At 71.5% G+C, this 23,946-nt stretch carries 18 protein-coding genes and 1 pseudogene; 6 read left to right on the plus strand and 13 right to left on the minus strand.

The genetic code is table 11. From position 1 onward, the window contains the following. Window positions 1–59 precede the first annotated feature (59 nt). Window positions 60–851, plus strand: coding sequence for an IclR family transcriptional regulator (locus OOK07_RS13765; RefSeq protein WP_266796686.1), 792 nt, complete (start codon window positions 60–62; stop codon window positions 849–851). A 197-nt stretch (window positions 852–1,048) separates the two neighbouring features. Then, a pseudogene (locus OOK07_RS13770) lies at window positions 1,049–2,237 on the plus strand (MFS transporter). Between the two features lie 313 nt (window positions 2,238–2,550). Here the strand turns inward: OOK07_RS13770 and OOK07_RS13775 are convergent. From OOK07_RS13775 to hrcA, 10 genes are all read right to left on the minus strand, one after another. Next, window positions 2,551–3,540 (minus strand): adenosine deaminase, encoded by a 990-nt coding sequence (locus tag OOK07_RS13775; protein ID WP_266680215.1) that lies wholly within the window; start codon window positions 3,538–3,540, stop codon window positions 2,551–2,553. 20 nt (window positions 3,541–3,560) lie between these two features. Beyond that, a complete protein-coding gene (locus OOK07_RS13780; protein WP_266680217.1) occupies window positions 3,561–4,466 on the minus strand; it encodes a ribonuclease Z in 906 nt (301 codons plus the stop codon). Window positions 4,467–4,475: 9 nt separating this feature from the next. Next, on the minus strand, window positions 4,476–4,829 hold the full coding sequence (locus OOK07_RS13785; RefSeq protein ID WP_266680219.1) for a histidine triad nucleotide-binding protein: 354 nt from the start codon (window positions 4,827–4,829) through the stop codon (window positions 4,476–4,478). A gap of 77 nt (window positions 4,830–4,906) precedes the next feature. Further along, entirely contained in the window at window positions 4,907–8,149 is a 3,243-nt protein-coding gene (locus OOK07_RS13790; RefSeq protein ID WP_266796690.1) for a S41 family peptidase, read from the minus strand. 45 nt (window positions 8,150–8,194) lie between these two features. Then, complete coding sequence (locus tag OOK07_RS13795; protein ID WP_266796693.1) at window positions 8,195–8,752, minus strand: hypothetical protein; 558 nt, start codon at window positions 8,750–8,752, stop codon at window positions 8,195–8,197. A gap of 75 nt (window positions 8,753–8,827) precedes the next feature. Continuing rightward, window positions 8,828–9,220: a VOC family protein gene (locus OOK07_RS13800; RefSeq protein ID WP_266796695.1), complete on the minus strand. Its 393-nt coding sequence runs from the start codon at window positions 9,218–9,220 to the stop codon at window positions 8,828–8,830. An 18-nt stretch (window positions 9,221–9,238) separates the two neighbouring features. Further along, a complete protein-coding gene (locus OOK07_RS13805; protein WP_266796697.1) occupies window positions 9,239–9,991 on the minus strand; it encodes a 16S rRNA (uracil(1498)-N(3))-methyltransferase in 753 nt (250 codons plus the stop codon). Further along, the gene (locus OOK07_RS13810) at window positions 9,988–11,064 is read right to left on the minus strand and encodes a nitronate monooxygenase (protein WP_266680229.1); all 1,077 of its coding nucleotides are present in this window, start codon (window positions 11,062–11,064) and stop codon (window positions 9,988–9,990) included. Before OOK07_RS13810 ends, OOK07_RS13805 begins: the two co-directional genes overlap by 4 nt. A 282-nt stretch (window positions 11,065–11,346) precedes the next feature. After that, window positions 11,347–12,480 (minus strand): molecular chaperone DnaJ, encoded by a 1,134-nt coding sequence (gene dnaJ, locus OOK07_RS13815; protein ID WP_266680231.1) that lies wholly within the window; start codon window positions 12,478–12,480, stop codon window positions 11,347–11,349. Next, a complete protein-coding gene (gene hrcA, locus OOK07_RS13820; protein ID WP_266680233.1) occupies window positions 12,481–13,497 on the minus strand; it encodes a heat-inducible transcriptional repressor HrcA in 1,017 nt (338 codons plus the stop codon). A 151-nt stretch (window positions 13,498–13,648) separates the two neighbouring features. Between hrcA and OOK07_RS13825 the strand changes: the two genes are divergently transcribed. Both OOK07_RS13825 and OOK07_RS13830 read left to right on the plus strand, forming a co-directional pair. Next, window positions 13,649–14,377, plus strand: coding sequence for an MBL fold metallo-hydrolase (locus tag OOK07_RS13825; RefSeq protein ID WP_266680235.1), 729 nt, complete (start codon window positions 13,649–13,651; stop codon window positions 14,375–14,377). 34 nt (window positions 14,378–14,411) lie between these two features. Further along, entirely contained in the window at window positions 14,412–15,227 is an 816-nt protein-coding gene (locus OOK07_RS13830; protein WP_266680237.1) for a DUF3097 domain-containing protein, read from the plus strand. Here the strand turns inward: OOK07_RS13830 and OOK07_RS13835 are convergent. From OOK07_RS13835 to OOK07_RS13845, 3 genes are all read right to left on the minus strand, one after another. After that, entirely contained in the window at window positions 15,205–15,795 is a 591-nt protein-coding gene (locus tag OOK07_RS13835; protein WP_266680239.1) for a Uma2 family endonuclease, read from the minus strand. The genes OOK07_RS13830 and OOK07_RS13835 overlap by 23 nt on opposite strands. 103 nt (window positions 15,796–15,898) lie before the next feature. Continuing rightward, window positions 15,899–17,131, minus strand: coding sequence for a radical SAM family heme chaperone HemW (gene hemW, locus OOK07_RS13840; RefSeq protein WP_266796703.1), 1,233 nt, complete (start codon window positions 17,129–17,131; stop codon window positions 15,899–15,901). Between the two features lie 41 nt (window positions 17,132–17,172). Beyond that, on the minus strand, window positions 17,173–19,101 hold the full coding sequence (locus OOK07_RS13845) for an ATP-binding SpoIIE family protein phosphatase (RefSeq protein ID WP_266796705.1): 1,929 nt from the start codon (window positions 19,099–19,101) through the stop codon (window positions 17,173–17,175). Between the two features lie 102 nt (window positions 19,102–19,203). On the opposite strand from OOK07_RS13845, the gene OOK07_RS13850 reads away from it, so the two are divergent. Beyond that, window positions 19,204–23,355 carry a HAMP domain-containing hybrid sensor histidine kinase/response regulator gene (locus OOK07_RS13850; protein ID WP_266796708.1) on the plus strand — a complete coding sequence of 1,384 codons (4,152 nt, stop codon included), beginning with the start codon at window positions 19,204–19,206 and terminating at the stop codon, window positions 23,353–23,355. A gap of 12 nt (window positions 23,356–23,367) precedes the next feature. Continuing rightward, complete coding sequence (locus OOK07_RS13855; protein ID WP_266680247.1) at window positions 23,368–23,940, plus strand: response regulator; 573 nt, start codon at window positions 23,368–23,370, stop codon at window positions 23,938–23,940. Window positions 23,941–23,946 lie beyond the last annotated feature (6 nt).

Consider the following 23,946-nt stretch of genomic DNA (forward strand, 5'->3'; position numbering starts at 1 on the left):
AGATTAGATACACGAACTGCGACCGTCAATGGGCCGGGCGCCCCGATTACGATCGGCGCATGTCGGAGACAGGGGGCGCGGGGGGCGTCCGCGAGGTGAAGTCCGCGGCGCGGACGGTGGAGCTGCTGGAGCTGCTCGCCTCGCGCGGTGACCGTCCGGCACGGCTGCAGGAACTGGCGGACGAGCTGGGCGTGCCCCGCAGCTCGATGTACGCACTGCTGCAGACCCTGATCAGCAGGGGCTGGGTCCGCACGGACATCACCGGGTCGCTGTACGGCATCGGCATCCACGCCCTGCTCACCGGCACCAGCTACCTCGACTCCGACCCACGCGTACGGGTCGTACGGCCGTATCTCAACGAGGCGTCGGAGGCGCTCGGCGAGACGATCCACATGGGGCGGCTGGACGGCCGGGACGTCGCGTACCTCGCGACCCGGGAGTCGCACGAGTACCTGCGGACGATCAGCCGGGTGGGGCGCCGGCTGCCCGCCCACGTCGGCGCGCTGGGCAAGGCACTGCTGGCCGAACGGGGCACCGAGGAGCTGCCCGAGGAGCCGTACGAGGCACTGACGCCGAACACGCACACCAGCCGGGAGTCACTGGCGGCAGACCTCGCCGAGGTGCGGGCGCGGGGGTACTCGGTCGACCGCGAGGAAGCCGTGACCGGAATCGTCGGCTTCGGCTTCGCGCTGCGCTACGACACTCCCGCTCTGGACGCCGTCAGCTGCTCGGTGCCGGTGGCCCGGCTGACCCCGGAGCACGAGGAGCGGATCGTCGCCGTGATGCGGGAGATCAGGGCGAAGGCCGAGGCGACGGCGCCTTCGGCGGGCGGGGCCGCGCACTGGCGTTAGCGGGTACGCCCACGGCTGTGGGCCGCTCGTCTACCCGGCCTTCCCCACCCGAAACACGAAGTGCTCCACATCACACCGCCCCCACTTCTTTCCGGAACCACGTGCTTGATACAACTTGCTCGCGCGTTCCTGTCCGTCGACGGTCGTCGCCCAATCCCCCTTCTGAGCCGTCTCTTTCGCATGCCCTGGGAACGCCCGTGTTCAGCCCTCGCACCACCCCCTGGCCCCTCGTCGCCCTTTTCACGTCCGGGTACCTCGCTCCGTATCTGCTGCCGACCACCGTCGGACGGCTGGATACGGGGCTTCCGCTCTCCGCCACCCAGGCGGGCGCCGTCGGCAGCGCGCTGCTGCTGAGTTCGGCCGCGGCCGGCTTTCTGCTCGCCTCACGCGTCGACCGCGTCGGCCCCCGCACCCTGGCCCGCATCGGCCTGACGCTCGCGGTCCTCGGCTACGGCGGCGCCGCGCTCAGCAGCTCCGTCACGGCCGTCGTCGCGGGCGCCCTGGCGGGCGGTTTCGGGTCCGGTACGGCGACGACGGTGGCCGCCACCGGGATCGCCGCCCAGCAGGACCCGCACCGGACGACCACGGTCGGCCTGCTCGGCGTCTCCGCGCTCGCGGGCGCCGTGTATCTGACGGTCCCCCACCTGGGCGCGGGCCATGGACAGCCTCTCGCCGCGATCGCCGTCACCGCGCTCGCCGTATGGCCCCTGACGGGCCGTCTGCCCTTGCGTACGGCAGCCCGCAGTCCCGGCGCGAGGCGCCGCCGCTCCCCCACCGCCGGGCCGGCCTGACCCTGGCCGCCGCCCTCCTGTGCTGGTCCCTCGTCCAGAACTCCCTCTGGGGCGTGAGTGGCCGGATCGGTCTCGCGCAGGCGCATCTGTCCGAGGCCACGGTCGGTGCGGTCTTCGCCGTCGCACTCGGCACCGGGCTGCTCGGGGTCGTCGCGGCGGGGTGCTCGGGCCGCGGCTCGGGCTGGCGCTGCCCGTCGGGGCGGGCACGGTGCTCATCGCCGGCTGCATCGTGCTCAGCGCCTGCGCGCACGACCTGACGACCTTCGCGAGCGGCGAGATCGCCTGGAACACGCTCTACCCGATCGTCCTGTCGTACGTGATCGGCCTCGCCGCCTCGCTCGACCCGCGGGGGCGGTGGGCGGTGCTGGTCGGCTCGGCCTCGTCGCTGGGCACGGCGGTGGGGCCGCTGGCCGGCAGCGTGCTGTCCGCGCAGGCCGGATTCCCGGCCATGGGGGCGATCCTGGCCGTCGGCCTGCTGGTGATCGCGGTCCCGATGACGGCGGTCGCCATGGGCGTCGGCAGGCGTCACCTTCCGGTCGTCGAGATCCCGGTGGAGACACCTGCGGGGCGGGCCTACGACACCACCGCGGCGTAGCGCTCCGCTGGGCGTGCGGTGATGAAGGTGCGGCCCGGTGGGGGCGGGTCGCGCAGTTCCCCGCGCCCCTGACAGGGCCCGGACCCGATGAACCTGCGGCCCGGTGGGGGCTGGTCGCGCAGTTCCCCGCGCCCCAGACGGGGCACAGCCCCCATGAACCTGCCGCCCGGCGGGAGCTGAGCGCGCAGTTCCCCGCGCCCCAGACGGGGCACAGCCCCCATCAGCCTGCCGCCCGGCGGGAGCTGAGCGCGCAGTTCCTCGCGGCCCTGACGGGGCCCGGCCCCGATGAAGCTGCGGCGATACCGCAACCTGCCTAGAACTCGTATGCCTCCACCTCGGAGAGGTACCGTGCGCGGCGGTTCTCGTCGTCCTCCAGGAAGGATGCGAGGAAGGAGTTGCGGGCCAGTTCGCGCAGGCGGTCCTGTGAGAGTTCCAGGGTCGTGTGCACGGCGTCGAAGTTGTCGCCCGCGTAGCCGCCGAAGTAGGCGGGGTCGTCGGAGTTGACCGTGCAGAGCAGGCCGGCGTCGAGCATCGCGGGGAGCGGGTGGTCGGCGAGTGTGCCGACCGTGCGCAGGCGGACGTTGGAGAGCGGGCACAGGGTCAGCGGGATGCGGTCGCGGACCAGGCGGGCGACCAGCGCCGGGTCCTCCATGCACCGCAGTCCGTGGTCGACGCGCTCGACGCCCAGGACGTCCAGGGCCTCGGTGATGTACTCCGGCGGGCCCTCCTCCCCCGCGTGGGCGACACGGCGCAGACCGAGCGCGGCGGCCGCCTCGTACACCTCCCGGAACTTCACCGGCGGGTGCCCGACCTCGGCGGAGTCGAGGCCGATCCCGGTGATCCGGTCCAGGTACGGCTTCGCGGCCTCCAGGGTCGCGAGGGCCGACTCGGCGGACTCGTCGCGCAGGAAGCAGAGGATGAGCCTGGTGGAGACGGAGTGGTTCGCCTCGCTGTGCCCCAGCGCCCGCCACAGGCCTTCCACCACCGTGCCCACGCCGACTCCGCGCGCGAGGTGCGCCTGCGGGTCGAAGAAGATCTCCGCGTGCCGTACGCCCTGCGCGGCGGCGCGGGCGAGGTAGGCGTTCGCGAGGTCCTCGAAGTCCTGCTCGGTGCGCAGGACGGCCATGAGCTCGTAGTACAGGTTCAGGAAGGACTGGAGGTCCTCGAAGTCGTACGCCTTGCGCAGCTCGTCCTCGTCGGCGTACGGCAGCTCGACGCCGTTGCGGGCGGCCAGCTCGAAAGCCAGCTCCGGCTCCAGGGTGCCTTCGATGTGCAGGTGCAGTTCAGCTTTGGGGAGGGGCATCGCAGCATCGTACGGGCGCCTTACCGGCGTTTCGGAACCGGCACCCGCAGGAGGTCGTGGGCGACGGTCAGCTCTCCCTCGAAGCCGGCCGCCCGCGCCTGCCGCTCGAACTCTTCGGGGTCCGTGTAGCGCTGGCTGAAGTGCGTGAGCACCAGATGCCGTACGCCCGCCGCGCGGGCGACTGCGGCCGCCTGGCCCGCGGTGAGGTGGCCGTGGTCGGCCGCGAGGTCGATGTCCTCGTCGAGGAAGGTCGACTCGATGACGAGCATGTCGCAGCCCTCGGCGAGCGCGTGCACGCCGTCGCACAGGCGGGTGTCCATGACGAACGCGAACCGCTGCCCGCGGCGCACCTCGCTGACGTCCTCCAGGGACACGCCGTCGATGGCGCCCTCCCGCTGGATGCGGCCGATGTCCGGACCCCTGACGCCGTGCGCGGCGAGCCGGTCGGGCAGCATGCGGCGGCCGTCGGGTTCGATCAGCCGGTAGCCGTAGGACTCGACGGGGTGCGAGAGCCGGCGGGCTTCGAGGGTGTACGCGGCCGTGCCGGCCAGGGTGCCGTCGCTGTCGACCGGCACCTGGGTGAGCTGAACCGTCTCCCGGTAGGCGGTGGCGTGCCGCAGGCGGTCGAAGAAGTGCTGCCCGGAGCGCGGGTAGTGCGCGGTGATCTCGTGCGGCACCCGGTCCAGGTTGATGCGCTGGATGACGCCCGCGAGGCCCAGCGAGTGGTCCCCGTGGAAGTGCGTGACACAGATCCGGTTCAGGTCGTGCGCGGCGACCCCGGCGCGCAGCATCTGGCGCTGGGTGCCCTCGCCGGGGTCGAAGAGGATGCCCTCGCCGTCCCAGCGCAGCACGTAGCCGTTGTGGTTGCGGTGCCGGGTCGGGACCTGGCTGGCGGTGCCGAGGACCACCAATTCACGGACGGACACGGCGGGTTGCTAACCGGGGGGCCACTGGAGGCCGCGCCCGCCGAGGAGGTGGGCGTGGGTGTGGAAGACGGTCTGGCCGGCGCCGGCACCGGTGTTGAAGACGGTGCGGTAGCTTTCGAGCTTTTCCTCGTCGGCGATGTGCTGCGCCTCGCGGAGTATGTCGGCGGCGATGGCCGGTTCGGCGCTTGCCAGGGACGCGGCGTTCTCGTAGTGGACCTTGGGGATGATCAGGATGTGGGTGGGGGCCTGCGGGTTGATGTCCCTGAAGGCGACGGTGGTGTCCGTCTCGCGGACGATCGTCGCGGGGACGTGGCCTGCGACGATTTTGCAGAACAGGCAGTCGTCCTGCGGCTCCCCAGCCATGTGTCCTCCTGAACAGCGGATTGATCGAATTACGGGGCAACTCTATCGTCGCGGATCGATACGGCCCCGCGCCCCTTTCAGTCCGGCAGAGCCGGCAGGGCCGGCGGGGTCTTGGCGGGCCGCTGCTCCAGGGCCTCCAGCGCCAGCCTGATCGCCTCGTCCAGCTGGGTGTCGAGGCCCGCCGCGTAGTCCTGAGGGCGCTGGACGACCTCCACGTCCGGGTCCACTCCGTGGTTCTCCACGCCCCACTCGTAACCCTCCAGCCAGAACGCGTACTTGGGCTGGGTCACCAGCGTGCCGTCGACCAGGCGGTAGCGGCTGTCGATACCGATGACGCCGCCCCAGGTGCGGGTGCCGACGACCGGGCCGATACCGAGGGCCTTGATGGCCGCGTTGACGATGTCGCCGTCGGAGCCGGAGAACTCGTTGGCGACGGCGACGACAGGGCCGCGGGGCGCGTCCTCCGGGTAGCTGTAGGGCCGTACTCCGCGCGGCACGTCCCAGCCGACGATCTTCCGGGCCAGCTTCTCGACGACCAGCTGGGAGGTGTGGCCGCCGCGGTTCTCCCGGACGTCGACCACCAGGCCCTCACGGGCGACCTCGACGCGCAGGTCCCGGTGGATCTGCGCCCAGCCGGGGGCCTGCATGTCGGGGACGTGGAGGTAGCCGAGCCGGCCGCCGGACCGCTCGTGGACGTAGGCGCGGCGGTCGGTGACCCAGGCGTGGTAGCGAAGCGGCTCCTCGTCGGCGACGGGGACGACGACCGGGTGCCGCGGGTCGCCGCCGCCGGAGGGCAGGACGGTCAGTTCGACCGGCTTGCCCGCCGTGCCGACCAGGAGGGGGCCCGGGCCGGTCACCGGGTCGACCGGGCGTCCGGCGACCGCGACGATCGCGTCCCCGGCGCGCACCGCGACACCCGGCGCGGCCAGCGGGGAGCGGGCGTCGGGGTCGGACGTTTCCGCGGGCAGCACCCGGTCGATGCGCCAACTGCCGTCCTCGTGACGGGAGATGTCGGCGCCGAGGAGGCCCTGCCGCTCGCTGCCGCCGTGGCCGCCGCGCGAGGTGACGTAGGCGTGCGAGGTGCCGAGTTCGCCCTGCACCTCCCACAGGAGGTCCACGAGGTCGTCGTGGGTGGCGATGCGGTCGAGGATGGGGCGGTAGCGGTCGAGGACGCCGTCCCAGTCGACGCCTCCGAGGTCCGGGCGCCAGAAGTTGTCCCGCATGAGGCGGCCGGTCTCGTCGTACATCTGCCGCCACTCGGCGGCCGGGTCGACGCTCTGGCGGACCCGGCCGAGGTCGACGGTGATGTTGGTGTCGCTGTCGTCGTCGTTCGAGGCGCGCCGGTCGCTCGGGACGACCTTGAGCTTGCCGTCGGTCCACAGCAGGACGCGCTTGCCGTCGCCGCTGACGGCGAGGTGGTCGGCGTCGGAGGCCAGGTGCTCGATGCGCTGCTGGGCCAGGTCGTACCGTTCCAGCGCGCTCCCCGGGTCGGGGTCGTCCGGGGTGGCCCGGGAGGCACCGAGGACTCCGCGCACCGGGTGGCGCAGCCACAGCACACCGTCCTTGGCGGCGCGCAGGGTGGAGTAGCGGGCGGCCTCGACCGGGAAGGGCACGATCCGGTCGGCGAGCCCTTCGAGGTCGATACGGGTGTTGGGGGTGCCCTCGCTGTCCGGGGTCTCGTCCTTGTCCGGTGCCTCGAAGGGGCGGCCGTGGCGCTGCGGGCCGAACGGGGACGGGGTGGTCGCGGACAGGGTGATCAGGTGCGGGCGGGAGCCGCCGACGAAGGCCAGGTCGAAGACGTGCTCGTCGTAGACCGGGTCGAAGGAGCGTGCGGAGAGGAAGGCCAGGTGCTTGCCGTCGAGGGTGAAGGTCGGCGAGTAGTCCCTGAAGCGCAGCGGGGTCGCCTCGGTGACCGACAGGTCGGTGGTGTTGGCGAGGCGGAGCTGGCGCAGCGGGCGCGGACCGGGGTGGGACCAGGCGAGCCAGCCGGAGTCGGGTGAGAAGACCAGGCCCGAGACGTTCCCGTCGGCGGCGCGGTCGACCTCGCGGACCTCGCCGCTGTCCCGCTCGACGAGCAGCACCCGCCCGTCGTGCGCGGCGACGGCGACGCGGCTGCCGTCGGGCGCGACGGCGAGGTCGAGGACCCGGCCGAGCTGTCCGGCGGCCAGCCGGCGCGGGGTGGCGCCGTGGGCGGTGCCGGTCGCGGGGGCGAACTCCAGGGCGTCGTCGCCCTCCGCGTCGGTCACCCAGACGACGAGTTCCTCGCCGTCGGCGCGGAAGGTGCGCGGCAGCCGGGCACGTACGCCGGGTTCGGCGGCGAGGGCGCGGGCGGGGCCGGCGCGGTGGGTGACCCAGTGGACGCAGCCGCGCACGGCGACCGCGCTGCCGCGGGCGGTGTGGTCGGGGTGGGCGGAACCGAACCAGTGGGAGGCGTTCACGGTGAACGGCTGCAGGTCGGCCCGCGGTCCGCCGAGCCGGACGTCGAGCCGGCGCGGCTCGGCGCCGTCGAGGTCGTCGAGGATCCACAGCTCGCCGGCGCTGGTGTACACGAGCCGGCTGCCGTCGCCGGCGAGATGACGGGCGTAGAAGCCCGAGACCGGGGTGTGCCGGCGCAGGCCGGACCCGTCGGCGAGGGAGGAGTAGACGGCGCCGACGCCCTCGTGGTCGGAGAGGAAGGCGATACGGTCCCCGGCCCAGACGGGGCTCTCCAGGTTCCCGTCCAGGTCCTCGTGCAGCCGTACGAACTCCCCGGCTCCGTCCGCACCGTCAGGGGCCCGGTCGATCCACAACTTGCCGGCCGTACCGCCCCGGTACCGCTTCCACCAGGCGGCCTCGCGCCCCATCGGCGCGGACAGCAGGACGGTGGACGGGCCGAACGCCACGTCGCCGACGGGGCCGTGGGGCAGTGTGGTGGCGGGGCCGCCGTCCAGCGGGACCGCGCGGGCCCAGCTGCGGCGCAGGCTCGCCTGGCCGTACGTGCTGATCGCGAGGACCTGTCCGTCGGGGGTCCAGCCGCGGACCTGGGTGCGCCCGCTCCCCCAGTACGTCAGGCGGGTGGCGGGACCGCCCTCGACCGGGGCCGCGTGCACCTCGGGGGCGCCGTCGCGGGTGGAGGTCCAGGCGACGGTGGTGCCGTCGGGCGAGATGCGCGGGTGGCTGACCGGTACGTTGTCGGCGCTGGCCCGCCAGGCGCGGCCGCCGTCCAGAGGAGCGAGCCATACGTCGTCCTCGGCGACGAAGGTCACCAACTCGCCGTGCACATGCGGAAATCGGAGATACGCGGCGGATACCGGGGATGCCTTCGACACGGGCTGGGTCACCTGATCACTTTAGGCAGGCGCGGCATCCGCCGACAGAGGTTCGGATCACTTGCCCTGGACGGGCCAGCACTGCGGATCGCCCTTGCACCAGATGGTCTTGGTGACGGTCACGGTGACGGTGGCCCCGGGCTGCTGTCCGCGCGAGGGGTTGTTGAGGATGGGCGACGGGGTGGCGTTGCAGTTGCCGAGGCCACTGACGTGGAACCACTGCTTGCCGCCCACCTTGGCCGTGAGGTCGCCGCGCACGCAGGCGCCGCTGACGGCGCGGGTGACCTTGCCGGTGACGGTGATCTCCCGTCTGTCCTTGGTCTGCCCCTGGCAGTCGACGTCGGCGACGGTGGTCTCGCTCGCCGAGGGTGCCGCCTTGCCCGTGGAGGCCTTGTTGTCCCCGTAGTTGGCCGTGCAGCTGAGCCACTGCACATCGACCTTCTGCCGCTCCAGTTCCTTGGTCGCGGTCTGATCGGTCGTGTAGGCGACGGCCGCGGAGTTCAGCCCGCCCGGGTCGCACGCCACGGCTCCGCCGACGGCCGTCATCACCAGCACTGCCGCGGCCGCCACCCGCCGTCCTCGCGGCCGCCGCCAGATCCGCCTCAATGCCCCCATGGACGGCAGCCTGCCACCGCGCCCGCTTCCGCGGTAGAGCGCATACGGTCACGAAAGCGCCCGCGCGCGCTGCGGTCAGACCCGCAGCAGCAGCCACTCCTGCAGCTCCACCACATTGCCCTCGGGGTCCTTGAGGTGGGCCACGCGCATGCGGTCCGTCATGGGGGCGGGGCCGTGGACGAGGCCGGCGCCCCGGGCCGCGATCTGCTCGCAGTAGGTGTCGAGGTCGTCGACGCGCAGAACCACCAGGGAGCGGTGGCCCGTTGCCGTGTCGCCCAGTTCGTCCAGCACCTCGGCCATCATCGAACGGTCCTGGAGGGCGATGCCGGCCGAGCCGGTGGCCGGGCTGAACTTCTCGTACGGCCCCCCGGCCGCGCCCGACTGCGGCTTGAGGCCGAGGACCTCGGCGTAGAAGCGGTAGCAGGCGGCGAAGTCACTGACGAGGAGCCGGACTTGGGCGAGTTCCACGATGTTCCCTCGGTGTCGTCAGGACCAGCGGCCGGTGCGGCCGAGGAGCAGGGCCGTCGCCGCGGTGCCCGCGGTCGATGTACGCAGCACGCTACGCCCCAGCCGGTACGCCTTCGCGCCGGCCTCTTCGAAGAGCGCCAACTCCTGCTCGCAGACGCCCCCTTCGGGGCCCACGACCAGCACGATCTCGCCCGCGGAGGGGAGCTCGGCGGTCGCCAGCGGCTCGCTTCGGTAGTCGCGGTCCTCGTGCAGGACCGCGGCGAAGTCGGCTTTGGCGAGAAGTGCCGCAACCTGCTTGGTCGTTGCCGCGTTCGCGACCTCCGGGAAGCGCAGCCGGCGCGACTGCTTGCCGGCCTCGCGGGCCGTGGCACGCCATTTGGCGAGTGCCTTCAGGCCCCGGTCGCCCTTCCACTGGGTGATGCAGCGGGCGGCCGACCAGGGGACGATGGCGTCGACGCCGGTCTCGGTCATCGTCTCGACGGCCACCTCACCGCGGTCGCCCTTGGGGAGGGCCTGGACGACGGTGATGCGGGGTGCGGGGTCGGGCTCGCGGGGGAACTCGGTGGGCTCGACGAACAGCCGGTCCTTGCCCTCGGTCCGCACGACCGTACCGGCGGCGCCACGCCCCAGCCCGTCCGTGAGGACCACGTCCTCTCCGGGTTGCAGCCGCCGTACGGAGACCGCGTGCCGCCCCTCGGGGCCGTCCAGTTCGACGATCGCCCCGGCGCCCACGCCCTCCAGGGAGTCGACCACGAACACCGGCGCGGTCATCGCAGGTCCCCCTTGGCCGACAACGCTGTCCTGGCGGCATCGAGTTCGGCGGCGAGGACCTCCACCAGCTGCCCGGCCGGGAGTTCGCGCGCCATGCGGTGGCCCTGTCCCGCCCACAGCGCCATGCCCTGCGCGTCGCCGGAGGCGGCGGCCTTCTTGCGCAGCGGCGCGGTGAGGTGGTGGACCTCCGGGTAGGCGGCGGGGGCGTACGGGCCGTGCTCGTGCAGGAAGCGGTTGACCAGGCCGCGGGCGGGGCGGCCGGAGAACGCGCGCGTCAACTCCGTACGGACGAAAAGGGGGTTGGTCAGGGCCTGCTTGTGTACGGCGCTTGCGCCGGACTCGGGCGTGGCGAGGAACGCCGTGCCGAGCTGGGCCGCGCTCGCGCCCGCCGCCAGTACCGCGGCGATCTGGCCGCCGCGCATGATGCCGCCGGCGGCGACGATCGGGATGCTCACGGTCTCGCGGATCTGCGCGACGAGGGAGAGCAGGCCGATGCCGGAGCCGTCGTTCTCCGGGATGTCGCGGTGCGTGCCCTGGTGGCCGCCGGCCTCCACGCCCTGCGCGATCACCGCGTCGGCGCCGGACCGCTCCACCGCGAGGGCCTCCTCCGCGGTGGTCGCGGTGGCCAGGGTGAACGTGCCGGCACGGTGCAGGGAGTCGATCACCGCGCGGCTCGGGACGCCGAAGTGGAAGGACACGACCGGCACGGGGTTGTCGAGCAGCACGGCGAGCTTGGGCTCGAAGCCGTCGTCGCGGCCGCTGTCCGGGTCACCGAGTTCGGTCTCGTACCAGGAGGCCTCGCCGGCCAGCTGGTGGGCGTAGATCTCGATGGCTCCGGGGTCGGCGTACTCCGGCTGCGGCAGGAAGACGTTCACGCCGAAGGGGCGGCTCGTGAGGCTGCGCAGCTGCTTGATCTCCTGGTACATGCCGTCGGTCGTCTTGTACCCGGCTGCGAGGAACCCGAGCCCGCCGGCCTCGGCCACGGCCGCTGCGAGATGGGGCACGGAGACGCCGCCCGCCATGGGGGCCTGCACGATCGGATGAGGAAAGAGATCGGTCAGCGCGGAGGACATGACGGCATGTTGTCACGTCCTCCGAACAAGTCCGAATCCGGCCTTCCGGCAGGCATAGGCCTACGGCACGTCCCGATGCCGGTCGGCACTTCCAGCCCGCTCGGCACCCGGGACGAGGCCCGCTCAGGGCCCAACGGGGGGTCCGGGGGCGGAGCCCCCAGCACCACCTCAGCGCCCGTTGAACGCATCCTTGAGCCGCGAGAAGAGCCCCTGCTGCCCCGGCTGACTGTGCCCACCCGGGGGACGACCCCCGGACCCCCGGCAGCCGTCCCACAGCTCACGTCAGCGGCCGTTGAACGCGTCCTTCAGCCGCGAGAACAACCCCTGCTGCCCCGGCTGGAACTGCCCCACCGGACGCTCCTCGCCGCGCAGCTTGGCCAGCTCACGCAGGAGGCGCTCCTGTTCCGGGTCCAGCTTGCTCGGGGTCTGGACCTCGACGTGGACGATGAGGTCGCCGCGGCCGCCGCCGCGCAGGTGCGTGACACCGCGGCCGTGCAGCGGGATCGACTGGCCGGACTGGGTGCCGGGCCGGATGTCGACCTCCTCCATGCCGTCCAGCGTCTCCAGCGGGACCTTGGTGCCGAGGGACGCGGCCGTCATCGGGATGGTGACCGTGCAGTGCAGGTCGTCACCGCGCCGCTGGAAGGTCGAGTGCGGCAGCTCGTGGATCTCGACGTAGAGGTCACCGGCGGGGCCGCCACCGGGGCCGACCTCGCCCTCGCCCGCGAGCTGGATGCGGGTGCCGTTGTCGACACCGGCCGGGATCTTGACCGTGAGCGTGCGACGCGAGCGGACCCGGCCGTCGCCGGCGCACTCCGGGCACGGCGTGGGTACGACGGTGCCGAAGCCCTGGCACTGCGGGCACGGGCGGGACGTCATGACCTGGCCCAGGAAGGACCGGGTCACCTGCGACACCTCGCCGCGGCCGCGGCACATGTCACACGTCTGAGCGGTCGTGCCGGGCGCCGCACCCTCACCGTTACAGGTGGAGCAGACGATCGCCGTGTCGACCTGGATGTCCTTCGTCGTGCCGAAGGCGGCCTCGTCGAGGTCGATCTCCAGCCGGATCATCGCGTCCTGGCCCCGGCGCGTACGCGACCGCGGACCCCGCTGCGACGCCGTACCGAAGAACGCGTCCATGATGTCCGAGAAGTTCCCGAAGCCGCCCGCGCCGAAGCCGCCGGCACCACCGCCGGCCTGCGAGAGCGGGTCGCCGCCGAGGTCGTAGACCTGCTTCTTCTGCGGGTCCGACAACACCTCGTAGGCGGCGTTGATCTCCTTGAACCGCTCCTGGGTCTTCGGGTCCGGATTGACGTCCGGGTGCAGCTCGCGCGCGAGCCGCCGGAAGGCCTTCTTGATCTCTTCCTGCGACGCGTCGCGGCGCACGCCGAGAACGGCGTAGTAGTCCGTGGCCACTTACGACTCCGCCAGGATCTGTCCGACGTACCGTGCCACTGCGCGTACCGCTCCCATCGTTCCCGGGTAATCCATGCGAGTCGGTCCGACCACGCCGAGCTTGGCGACCGCCTCGTTGCCCGAACCGTAGCCGACCGACACCACCGAAGTGGAGTTGAGTCCCTCATAGGCGTTCTCGTGCCCGATGCGCACCGTCATGCCCGAATCCCCCGCCTCGCCAAGCAACTTGAGGAGCACGACCTGCTCCTCAAGCGCCTCCAGGACGGGGCGGATGGTGAGGGGGAAGTCATGTCCGAAACGGGTCAGATTGGCGGTGCCGCCGATCATCAGCCGTTCCTCGTTCTCCTCGACCAGTGTCTCCAGAAGTGTGGAGAGCACTGTCGAGACCGTACCCCGGTCCTCGGCATCGAAGCCTTCCGGCAGGTCTTCCACGAGCCGGGGCACGTCCGTGAACCGGCGCCCCGCGACCCGGCTGTTGAGCCGGGCCCGCAGGTCGGCGAGGGAGGCCTCGCCGAAGGGTGCCGGGCAGTCGACCATCCGCTGTTCGACCCGGCCGGTGTCCGTGATCAGCACGAGCATCACGCGCGCGGGGGCGAGCGACAGCAGCTCCACGTGCCGCACGGTCGAGCGGGTCAGCGACGGGTACTGGACGACCGCCACCTGCCGCGTGAGCTGGGCCAGCAGCCGAACCGTCCGCGCCACCACGTCATCAAGATCTACGGCGCCGTCGAGGAAGTTCTGGATGGCCCGCCGCTCGGGCGCCGACATCGGCTTGACGCCGGCGAGCTTGTCGACGAACAGCCGGTACCCCTTGTCGGTGGGGATCCGTCCGGCGCTGGTGTGCGGCTGGGCGATGAACCCCTCGTCCTCCAGGGCCGCCATGTCGTTACGCACCGTCGCCGGGGACACGCCGAGGTTGTGCCGCTCGGTGAGTGCCTTCGACCCGACCGGCTCCTCGGTGCCGACGTAGTCCTGGACGATGGCGCGCAGCACCTGAAGCCGTCGTTCGCTCAGCACCGCGCACACCTCCAGAAGTCGTCCCCTAGGCACCTCGCCTGGCACTCTGTCCGTCCGAGTGCCAGCGTTCCCCGGCCCAGTGTACGGCTGTGGGGTACACCCAGGGCAAGGTCGGCCCCCGTCGGCGGGGTCGTACGGCTAGCGTCGCCGTATGACGGTGACTTGGGAAGAGCTGGGGTGGGAGCGGGTGGCGGCCGGGGTGGGGCGGTGCCGTCTTCCGGGCTGGGACTGCACGGCTGGGCTGGTCGTCGGGGCGGGTACGGCGCTGGTGATCGACGCCGGGGCGAGCCTCGCGGAGGGCGTGCGGTTGCGTACAGAGGCGCAGGAACTCACCGGTCATCGTGTGACTCATCTCGCGCTCACGCATCCTCACTTCGACCATGTCTTCGGGGCGGCGGCGTTCGCGGGTGCGGAGGTGTACGGCGCGGTGGGCATGGACACGGTGTTCGGCGCACGGCACGCGCGCGAGGAGCTGCGGGCGGACGCGGTGGGCAACGGTCTGGACGCACGGGTGGCCGAGGAGGCGGTGGACGCCCTGGTCGCGCCCCGGCATCACGTCTCCGGCGAGTGGACCCTCGACCTGGGCGGCGGGCGGCAGGTCCTGCTGGCGAACGTGGGCCCGGGTCACACGGCGCACGACCTCGCCGTCCTGGTCCCCGGCTCCCCGGAGGTCGTGTTCTGCGGCGATCTGGTCGAGGAGTCCGGTGAGCCCCAGGCGGGCTCCGACGCCGTACCGTCGCACTGGCCGGCCGCCCTCGACCGGCTTCTGGACCTGGGCGGCGCGGACGCGCTGTATGTGCCCGGTCACGGAGCGGTGGTCGACGCGGGGTTCGTGCGGGCACAGCGCGACGGGCTGGCCGCGCGTTTCGGCGTGTCGTGACCGCCGCCCGGCGGCTTCTCCTATCGTCATCCGAATGCGCCAGTACTCCGCCGATCTGACCCCGCCGTGGAAGAAGCCCAAGCCCGTCCCGGAGGTCGCGGCCGAGCCCGGTCTGGTGGTCGAGGAACCCGGCACCGGTTTCTGCGGCGCGGTGATCCGCTGCGAGGCGGGCACGGTGACCCTGGAGGACCGCTTCGGCAAGCACCGGGTGTTCCCGATGGAGCCGCGGGGCTTTCTGCTGGAGGGCAGGGTGGTGACGCTTGTCCGCCCGTCCTCGTCGGCTCCGGTACGGCCCACCCGCACGGCATCCGGTTCGGTCGCCGTCCCCGGCGCACGCGCGCGCGTGGCCCGCGCCGGGCGGATCTACGTGGAGGGCCGGCACGACGCCGAGCTGGTGGAGAAGGTCTGGGGTGACGACCTGCGCGTCGAGGGTGTGGTCGTGGAGTACCTGGAGGGCGTGGACGACCTGCCGTCGATCGTGGCCGAGTTCGCGCCGGGGCCGGACGCGCGGCTGGGGGTGCTGGTGGACCACCTGGTCCCCGGCACCAAGGAGTGGCGGATCGCGCAGTCGGTGACGAGCGAGCACGCACTCGTGGTCGGGCACCCGTACATCGACATCTGGGAGGCGGTGAAGCCGGCTTCGGTGGGCATCGAGGCGTGGCCGCGCGTCCCGCACGGGCAGGACTGGAAGACGGGGGTGTGCCGGGCGCTGGGCTGGCCGTCGGAGAACACCGGCGCGGTGTGGCAGGCGATCCTGAAGCGGGTGGGGTCCTACAAGGACCTGGAGCCGGAGCTGCTGGGGCGGGTGGAGGAGCTGATCGACTTCGTCACGGGTAGCGGTGGGGCCTGACCTTCTCGTACGTTGCGAATTCGCTGGTGTCCAGTTCGATACCGAGGGGCTCCAGCGGCGTGGGATCGCCGAACTTCGTGATGCGCTGGCGCCGGTAGTCCGCGTCCTCTCCATGCCCCACCGGCTCAGTGAGAAGTACGGATTGGGCCATGATGGGGTCGATGATGATGTAGGCGGGGATCTTTGCAGCCGCGTAGATCGAACGCTTCACTCCGTAGTCTCGCGTCACGCTCGTCTTCGAGGCGACCTCTACCAGCAAGGTGATGACTTCGGACGGCATCAGCCTTCCGTGACCGGGTCCGGCACCTCGTTCAAGCACCACAAGGTCAGGCTGCGGCTCGCTGGTTTCCTCAAGGATGGCGATGTCCTGGGTCTGGAGTCGACGCCAGTGCCGCCGGGGGATCTGGTCCTGAACCGCCTCGACAATGTCGTTGTGGGCCACGTCTGGCCCCGCCATCATCACAATTTCCCCCCGGAGGAGCTCGACTTTGAAGCCGTCGGGAACCTCGAGGTTCTCGAAGATCTTCACGATGCCGGTGGTCATCGGTCGGTCGTCCACAGCGGTCATCTCCGCAGCCCTCCGGTTTCCGCCACCGTCAGTTACGGCAGCGGCCTACGAATCAGGTTAGGGACCGAACCGACGTTCCGCACCGATTCACCCGCCAGGGTGATCAGTCGACCAAGTCCCTGACCACCGCATCCGCCAGCAACCGCCCCCGCAGTGTCAGCACCGCCCGCCCCTCCTCATACGGCCCGCCCTCCAGCAGCCCTTCCCCCAGCGCCCGCCGAGAAGCCGCCAGCCCTTCCTCCCGCAGCAGATCCAGCGGCACCCCCTCCCGAAGCCGCAGCTCCAGCAGGATCCGTTCCACCCGCCGGTCCTCGTCCGACAGGAGCTCGCGTCCGGCGCCCGGCGAGTGTCCCGCCGCCAACGCCGCCGCGTACGCCCCCGGATGCTTGACATTCCACCAGCGCACCCCGCCCACGTGCGAGTGCGCCCCGGGGCCCGCGCCCCACCAGTCGGCACCCCGCCAGTACAGCTCGTTGTGCAGGCAGCGGCCCGCCTCGGAGGTGGCCCAGTTGGAGACCTCGTACCAGTCGAAGCCCGCCGCCGACATCACCTCGTCCGCGATCAGGTAGCGGTCCGCGTGGACGTCGTCGTCCGTCATCGGGACCTCGCCCCGGCGGATCCGGCGGGCGAGTTGCGTGCCCTCCTCGACGATCAACGCATAGGCGCTGATGTGGTCCGGGCCCGCACCCAGCGCCGCCTCCAGGGAGGCCCGCCAGTCGTCGTCGGACTCCCCCGGTGTGCCGTAGATCAGGTCAAGGTTGACGTGGTCGAAGCCGGCCGCGCGGGCCTCCGCCACGCACGCCTCGGGGCGGCCCGGCGTGTGGGTGCGGTCCAGCACGCGCAGCACGTGCTGCTTCGCGCTCTGCATGCCGAAGGAGATCCGGTTGAAGCCGCCCCGGCGGAGTGTGGCCAGATAGGCCCGATCCACCGACTCCGGGTTCGCCTCCGTGGTGACCTCCGCGTCGGCCGCCAGCCCGAACTCGTCGCGGATCGCGTGCAGCATCCGTACGAGATCGTCCGCGGCCAGCAGCGTGGGCGTGCCGCCGCCCACGAAGACCGTGCGGACCGGGCGCGGGTCGTCGCCCAGGACCTTGCGGGCCAGGCGGATCTCGTCGATGAGGGTGTCCGCGTAGTTGTCGCGGGAGGCGAGGACGCCGCCCGTGCCGCGCAGCTCGGTGGCCGTGTAGGTGTTGAAGTCGCAGTAGCCGCAGCGGGTCGCGCAGTACGGGACGTGCAGGTAGAAGCCGAGGGGGCGGTCGGCCGACCCGGCGAGGGCGGACACGGGGAGGGCGCCGTCGGCGGGGACCGGCTCGCCGTCGGGGAGTGCGGAAGGCATGCCTTCCATTGTCCAGCACGTCGGCGGGGACTGGTCGCCGCTCACTCCGCCTGCAGCACCAGCAGCGCCAGGTCGTCCTCCGGCGGTCGTCCGCCGAACTCGTGCACCAGCCGCCGGATGCGCTCCGCGATCAGTTCGGCACTGAGCCCGGCGCACCCGGCGAGGGCGGCCGCGAGGCCGTCGGCGTCGTCGAACATGTCGGAGCCGGAGCGGCGCTCGGTCACACCGTCCGTGACGCACAGGAGGCTGTCGCCGCGGCGCAGCTCGAAGGTCTCACTGGTGTACGTCTCGTCGTCGACGACGCCGAGGAGGGTCTGCGGGCGGGCCACCGTGCGGACGTCCCCGTCGAGGCCGAGGAGCAGCGGGAGCGGATGGCCGGCGGAGGCGACGGTGCAGCGGATACCGCCGTCGAAGGGGGCCAGTTCGCCGTAGAGGAGGGAGAGGAAGCGGGTCTGCGGGCCGTCGCCGGGGGCGGCCGGCCGTACGAGGGCCCGGGCGGCTGCGTCGGCGGCCTCCGTCGCGTCGTCCAGGAGGAGGCGGTTGAGGCGGTCGAGGACGTCGGCGACGCGGTAGCCCTCGCGCGCCAGGAGGCGCAGCCAGGGGCGGGCCAGACCGATGACCACGGCGGCCTCGGGGCCCTTGCCCTGTACGTCGCCGACGGCGAAGCACCAGCGGCCGTCGCCGGCCGGGAACAGGTCGTAGAAGTCGCCGCTCGGGCCGCCCTTGTCGCACGGCTCGTAGACGAGCGCGCTGCGCACCCCGGGGATCTCGGCGACGGCGGCGGGCAGCAGCCCGCGCTGCAGGACCTGGCTGATGGTGGCCTGGCGGGCGTACTGGCGGGCGGCGCCCACGGCGAGCGCCACCCGGCGGCTGAGGTCCTCGACCAGGCCGGTGATCTCGTCGGGGAAGCGCAGCAGTCCGGCACGGCCGATGACGAGTGTGCCGAGCGGGCGGCCGCCCGCGATCAGGCGGTACGCCAGCGCCGTACCGTGCTCGTCCCGCACCCCGAGTGCCTCGCCGGGCCAGGAGTGGGAGACCGGCCCCGACCTCAGGGTCTCGCCGGGGTGCGGCGGGTCCTTCTCCAGGGCCCGGCGCAGCTCCTCGATGCGGTTCTCGCTGCCGTGCCAGACGCGCGCGAGCCGGGGCCCGGCCCCCGCGGTGCCGTCGGCCCCCCAGCCGCCACCGCGACCCGTGGCCTCGTCCTCCAGCCACACCGCGCACCAGTCGGCGAGCCGCGGCACGATCAGCTGGCCTGCGAGCGCGGCGACCAGGTTCTCGTCGAGCTGCCCGGCGAGCAGGTCGGAGGCCTCGGCGAGGAACGACAGGGAGCCTCGGTCGAGCCAGTCCCGGTCACGCTCGGCGCGCTGCGGGTCGGGGGCCAGCACCTGGGCGGCGCGCAGGCCGCGTTCCAGGGCGTGCCGGCCGGGGTACGCCTCCGGTTCGCCCGCGGCAGGGCGTCCCTCCGCGGGCAGCCGCGCCCACACCGTCTTGGCGCCCCTGCGGAAGGTGACGCCCCAGGACTCGGCGAGCGAGGCGACGAGGCGCAGTCCGCGGCCGTACTCCGGTGTCTCGTACGGGACTTCGGCCGCCGAGTCGCGGGGCGCGCGGGAGGGGTGGTGGTCGGAGACCTCCACGACGAGTGCTCCGGCCGCCCCCTCCAGACGGCACTCCACCTCGACCTCGGTGCCCGCATGCACGACCGCGTTGGTGACGAGTTCGCTGACGACGAGCACGGCGTCGTCGGCGAGACGGTCGGTGAGGTGCTCGGTGCCGGGCAGGCGGGACTCGGTCCAGTCGGCGACGGCGGCCCGCACGAGCGCGCGGGCGGAGCCCGGCGCGAGGGGGCTGCCGGGCAGCGTCGTGTTCATCTGCGCACGTGGATCCGCACTCCCGTGTGCGGTCGGATGCCGATGCTCAGGCGCACCGCAGGCACAGGAAGCGGTCTCCCGTTGCGTCGGAATGGCCCCCATGGACAGCTCCCCGAACGGTTCGGACGAATACGCCTCAGTCGATGCCGACAGAGTGACAGACTGACCTCGCCCATAAGCGTCGAGTTACCGAAGTGGGCCGCCATGAGTGAGAACAGTGCTACGCGTGTGCTCGAAGACGGTCAAAAACCGGAACAAATCCGTGCATCGGAGCTGCGTCCGCTGCTCGCCGCGATGGCGGCGGCCCGGGACGGCGATTTCACGAAGGTTCCGGAGACGGGCCACGGGATGGTGGCGGAGCTGACGGCCGCCTTCAACCAGATCATGGACCGCAGCACTCACTTCAACGGCGAAGTGCAGCGCGTGAAGCGGGAGTTGGTGCGCCACGGCCGGCTCGACGAGCGGGTCTCGGCAAGCCCCGGACAGGGCGCCTGGACGTCCCGGGTCAACGACGTGAACCAGATCCTGGACGCCCTGGTGGCCCCGGCGGCCAACGCGACGCGGGTGCTGGACGCGGTGGCCGGCGGCGATCTGACCCAGCGGGTCGACCTGCACGACGGCAGCCGGCAGTTACGAGGTGATCTGCGGCGGCTGGGCCGCGCCGTGAACAAGATGGTCGACCAGTTGTCGCTGTTCACGGGAGAGGTGACCCGGGTCGCGCGCGAGGTGGGCACGGAGGGCCGGCTGGGCGGGCGGGCCAAGGTGACCGGTCTGTCGGGCAGTTGGCGGGACGTGACCGAGGCGGTCAACACGATGGCGTCCCGGCTGACCGCCCAGGTGCGTGACATCGCCCTGGTGACGACGGCGGTGGCCCGCGGTGACCTGACCCGTACGGTCACCGTCGAGGCGACCGGTGAGCTGCTCGAACTGAAGCTGACCGTGAACACGATGGTCGACCAGCTGTCCGCCTTCGCCGACGAGGTCACCCGGGTGGCCCGCGAGGTCGGCACCGAGGGCCAGTTGGGCGGTCGGGCCCAGGTGCGCGGTGTCAGCGGGGTCTGGAAGGACCTCACCGACAACGTCAACTTCATGGCCTCGAACCTGACTTCGCAGGTCCGCAACATCGCCCAGGTGACGACGGCCGTCGCGAACGGCGACCTGAGCCAGAAGATCACTGTCGACGCGCAGGGCGAGATCCTGGAGCTGAAGTCCACCATCAACACGATGGTCGACCAGCTCTCCGCCTTCGCCGACGAGGTCACCCGCGTCGCCCGCGAGGTCGGCACCGAGGGAAACCTCGGCGGCCGTGCCCAGGTGCGGGGCGTCTCCGGCGTCTGGAAGGACCTCACCGACAACGTCAACTTCATGGCGGACAACCTGACTTCGCAGGTCCGCAACATCGCCCTCGTGTCGACCGCCGTGGCGCAGGGCGACCTCGGCAAGAAGATCACCGTCGAGGCGAAGGGCGAGATCCTGGAGCTGAAGTCCACCATCAACACGATGGTCGACCAGCTCTCCGCCTTCGCCGACGAGGTCACCCGCGTCGCCCGCGAGGTCGGCACCGAGGGAAACCTCGGCGGCCAGGCGCAGGTGCGGGGCGTGTCGGGCGTCTGGAAGGACCTCACCGACAACGTCAACTTCATGGCGCTGAACCTGACTTCGCAGGTCCGCAACATCGCCCAGGTCACCACGGCCGTCGCCAACGGCGACCTCTCCAAGAAGATCACCGTCGACGCGCGCGGCGAGATCCTGGAGCTGAAGGACACCGTCAACACGATGGTGGAGCAGCTGCGCGCCTTCGCCGACGAGGTCACCCGGGTGGCCCGCGAGGTCGGCACCGACGGGCGGCTGGGCGGCCGTGCCCAGGTGCTCGGGGTCTCCGGCGTGTGGCGGGACCTGACCGACAACGTCAACTACATGGCGGACAACCTGACTTCGCAGGTCCGCAACATCGCCCAGGTCACCACGGCCGTCGCCAACGGCGACCTCTCCAAGAAGATCGACGTGGACGCGCGCGGCGAGATCCTGGAGCTGAAGACCGCCATCAACACGATGGTCGACACGCTGTCGTCCTTCTCCTCGGAGGTCACCCGGGTGGCCCGCGAGGTCGGCTCCGAAGGCCAACTCGGCGGCCAGGCAAGGGTCGAGGGCGTCTACGGCACCTGGAAGCGCCTGACGACGAACGTGAACGAACTCGCTCTGAACCTCACCACCCAGGTCCGCGCGATCGCCGAGGTCGCCTCCGCCGTGGCCCAGGGCGACATGTCCCGGTCGATCACGGTGGAGACCCAGGGCGAGGTCACCGAGCTGAAGGACAACATCAACCTGATGGTGGCCAACCTCCGCGAGACCACCCGCGCGAAGGACTGGCTGGAGTCCAACCTGGCCCGGCTGGCCGCACTGATGCAGGGCCACCGCGACCTGATGGAGGTCGCAGACCTGCTGCTGCGGGAGCTGACACCGCTGGTGAACGCCCAGTACGGCGCGTTCTTCCTGGCCGACCCGGGCGAGGACAGCGCCTCGCTGCGCACCACCGTTCCCACGAAGGGGCTCGCGTTCATCGCCGGGTACGGCTCGGCGCAGGGCGCGACGGTCGAGACCGGCGGTCTGCCGGTGCACGGCCTGGTCCGGCAGGCGGCCCGCGAGAAGAAACGGATCCTCGTCGAGGAGGCCCCGCCGGACTACATCAAGATCAACAGCGGGCTCGGCGAGGCGGCCCCGGCGAGTGTCGTCATCATCCCGATCCTCTTCGAGGACAAGCTCCTCGGGGTGATCGAGCTGGCGTCCTTCTCCCGCTTCTCCGACGTGCATCTCGCGTTCTTCGACCAGTTCGTCAACACCATCGCCGTCGCCATCAACACGATCATCGCCAACTCGCGTACGGAGTCCCTGCTCGGCGAGTCCCAGCGGCTGGCCATGCAGCTCCAGGAGCGGTCGGACGAACTCCAGAAGCAACAGGCGGAGTTGCAGCGCTCGAACGCCGAACTGGAGGAGAAGGCCGCCCTGCTGGCCACCAGCTCCCAGTACAAGTCGGAGTTCCTGGCGAACATGTCGCACGAGCTGCGCACCCCGCTCAACTCCCTGCTGATCCTGGCCCGCCTCCTGTCCGACAACCCCGACGGTCATCTCACCGACCAGGAGGTGCAGTTCGCGGCGACCATCCACCGCTCCGGCTCCGACCTGCTGCAGCTGATCAACGACATCCTGGACCTGTCGAAGATCGAGGCCGGCCGGATGGACGTACGCCCGAAGAAGCTGCCGCTCATAAAGCTGCTGGACTACGTGCACGCCACCTTCCGCCCGCTCACCCTCGACCGCGGGCTCGCCTTCGAGGTCGCGGTCGGTGAGGACGTACCGCGGGAGATGTACTCGGACGAGCAGCGGCTGCAGCAGATCCTGCGCAATCTGCTGTCCAACGCGATCAAGTTCACCGCGACGGGCCGGGTCGAGCTGCGGGTGAACAGGATCAAGGACCCCGAGCACCTCCACGTCCACGAGGGGGACGACGTGATCGCCTTCGCCGTCTCCGACACCGGCATCGGCATCGCGGCCGAGAAACTCCCGGTGATCTTCGAGGCGTTCCAGCAGGCCGACGGCACCACCAACCGCAAGTACGGGGGCACGGGCCTCGGTCTGTCCATCAGCCGGGAGATCTCGGGCCTGCTCGGCGGCCGTATCGTCGCCGAGAGCGAGCCCGGCACGGGGTCCACGTTCACGCTGTACGTCCCCGTCGTCAGCCCCGGCCACCCGGCGAACGGACCGGTTCCCGAGGACCGCGCGGCGCCGGCGCCCGAACAGCTGTCGGCGGAGCCGTACACCGCGACACACGACGTGGACGACTCCTGGCCGACGCCCACCAAACTGGAGGCGTGGAAGGCCGGCCGCGCGGGTCAGGTACTGCCCGGGCGGCGGGTGTTGATCGTGGACGACGACATCCGCAACGTCTTCGCCCTCACTCATGTCCTCGGCCGCGTCGGCATGCCGGTCCTGTACGCGGAGAACGGCCGCGAGGGCATCGAGACGCTGGAGCGCAACCCGGACGTCGAACTCGTCCTGATGGACATCATGATGCCGGAGATGGACGGCTACGAGACCATCGCCGCCATCCGCCGTGCCCCCCGCTGGACGGGCCTGCCGATCGTCGCCCTCACCGCGAAGGCGATGCCCGGAGACCGCGAGAAGTCCATCGCGCGGGGCGCGAACGACTACGTACCGAAGCCGGTGGACGTCGACCAGCTGCTGACGGTCGTCTGCGCCCTGCTCGATCCCGAGGGAGCGGACGACACCACCGAAACCGTTGCAACGGAACCGACCACGAGTGGGGATGCCACGGTTCCGTCGACGACCGAATCATGAGGCACTGTCACCATGAGCGCTGAGGCAACGACCGGTGAGCGCGCCAGCATCCTCCTCGTGGACGACATGGAGGACAACCTGATCGCGCTCGAGGCCGTCCTGGGATCCCTCAACGAGCCGCTGGTACGCGCACGTTCGGGCGAGGAGGCGATGAAGGCACTGCTGCGCCGGCACTTCGCCCTCGTCCTGCTCGACGTCCGCATGCCCGGCATGGACGGATTCGAGACGGCCGCGAACATCAAGCGGCTCGACCAGACCAAGGACGTCCCGATCATCTTCCTGACCGGCGCGGAGGACGACTCCGGCTACGCCTTCCGCGGGTACGCCACGGGCGCCGCCGACTACCTGACCAAGCCCTTCGATCCCTGGGTCCTGCGGGCGAAGGTCACGGTCTTCCTTGACCTGCACCGCAAGAACCAGCAACTGGAGCGGGTGCGGGCGCAGGAACTGGCGGCCTACGGGGAGGTGAGCAGCAGACTGACCGAGCTGGAGGGCCGGCTGGACGGCGACGAGCCCCCGGACCTGGAAGCACTGCGCATCCAGCTCCGGGAGCTGCGGACACTCGTCAACAGGGGCCGCCCGTAGCGCCCC

Origin of the sequence: Streptomyces sp. NBC_00078 (genome assembly GCF_026343335.1) — a bacterium.
Classification (GTDB): domain Bacteria; phylum Actinomycetota; class Actinomycetes; order Streptomycetales; family Streptomycetaceae; genus Streptomyces.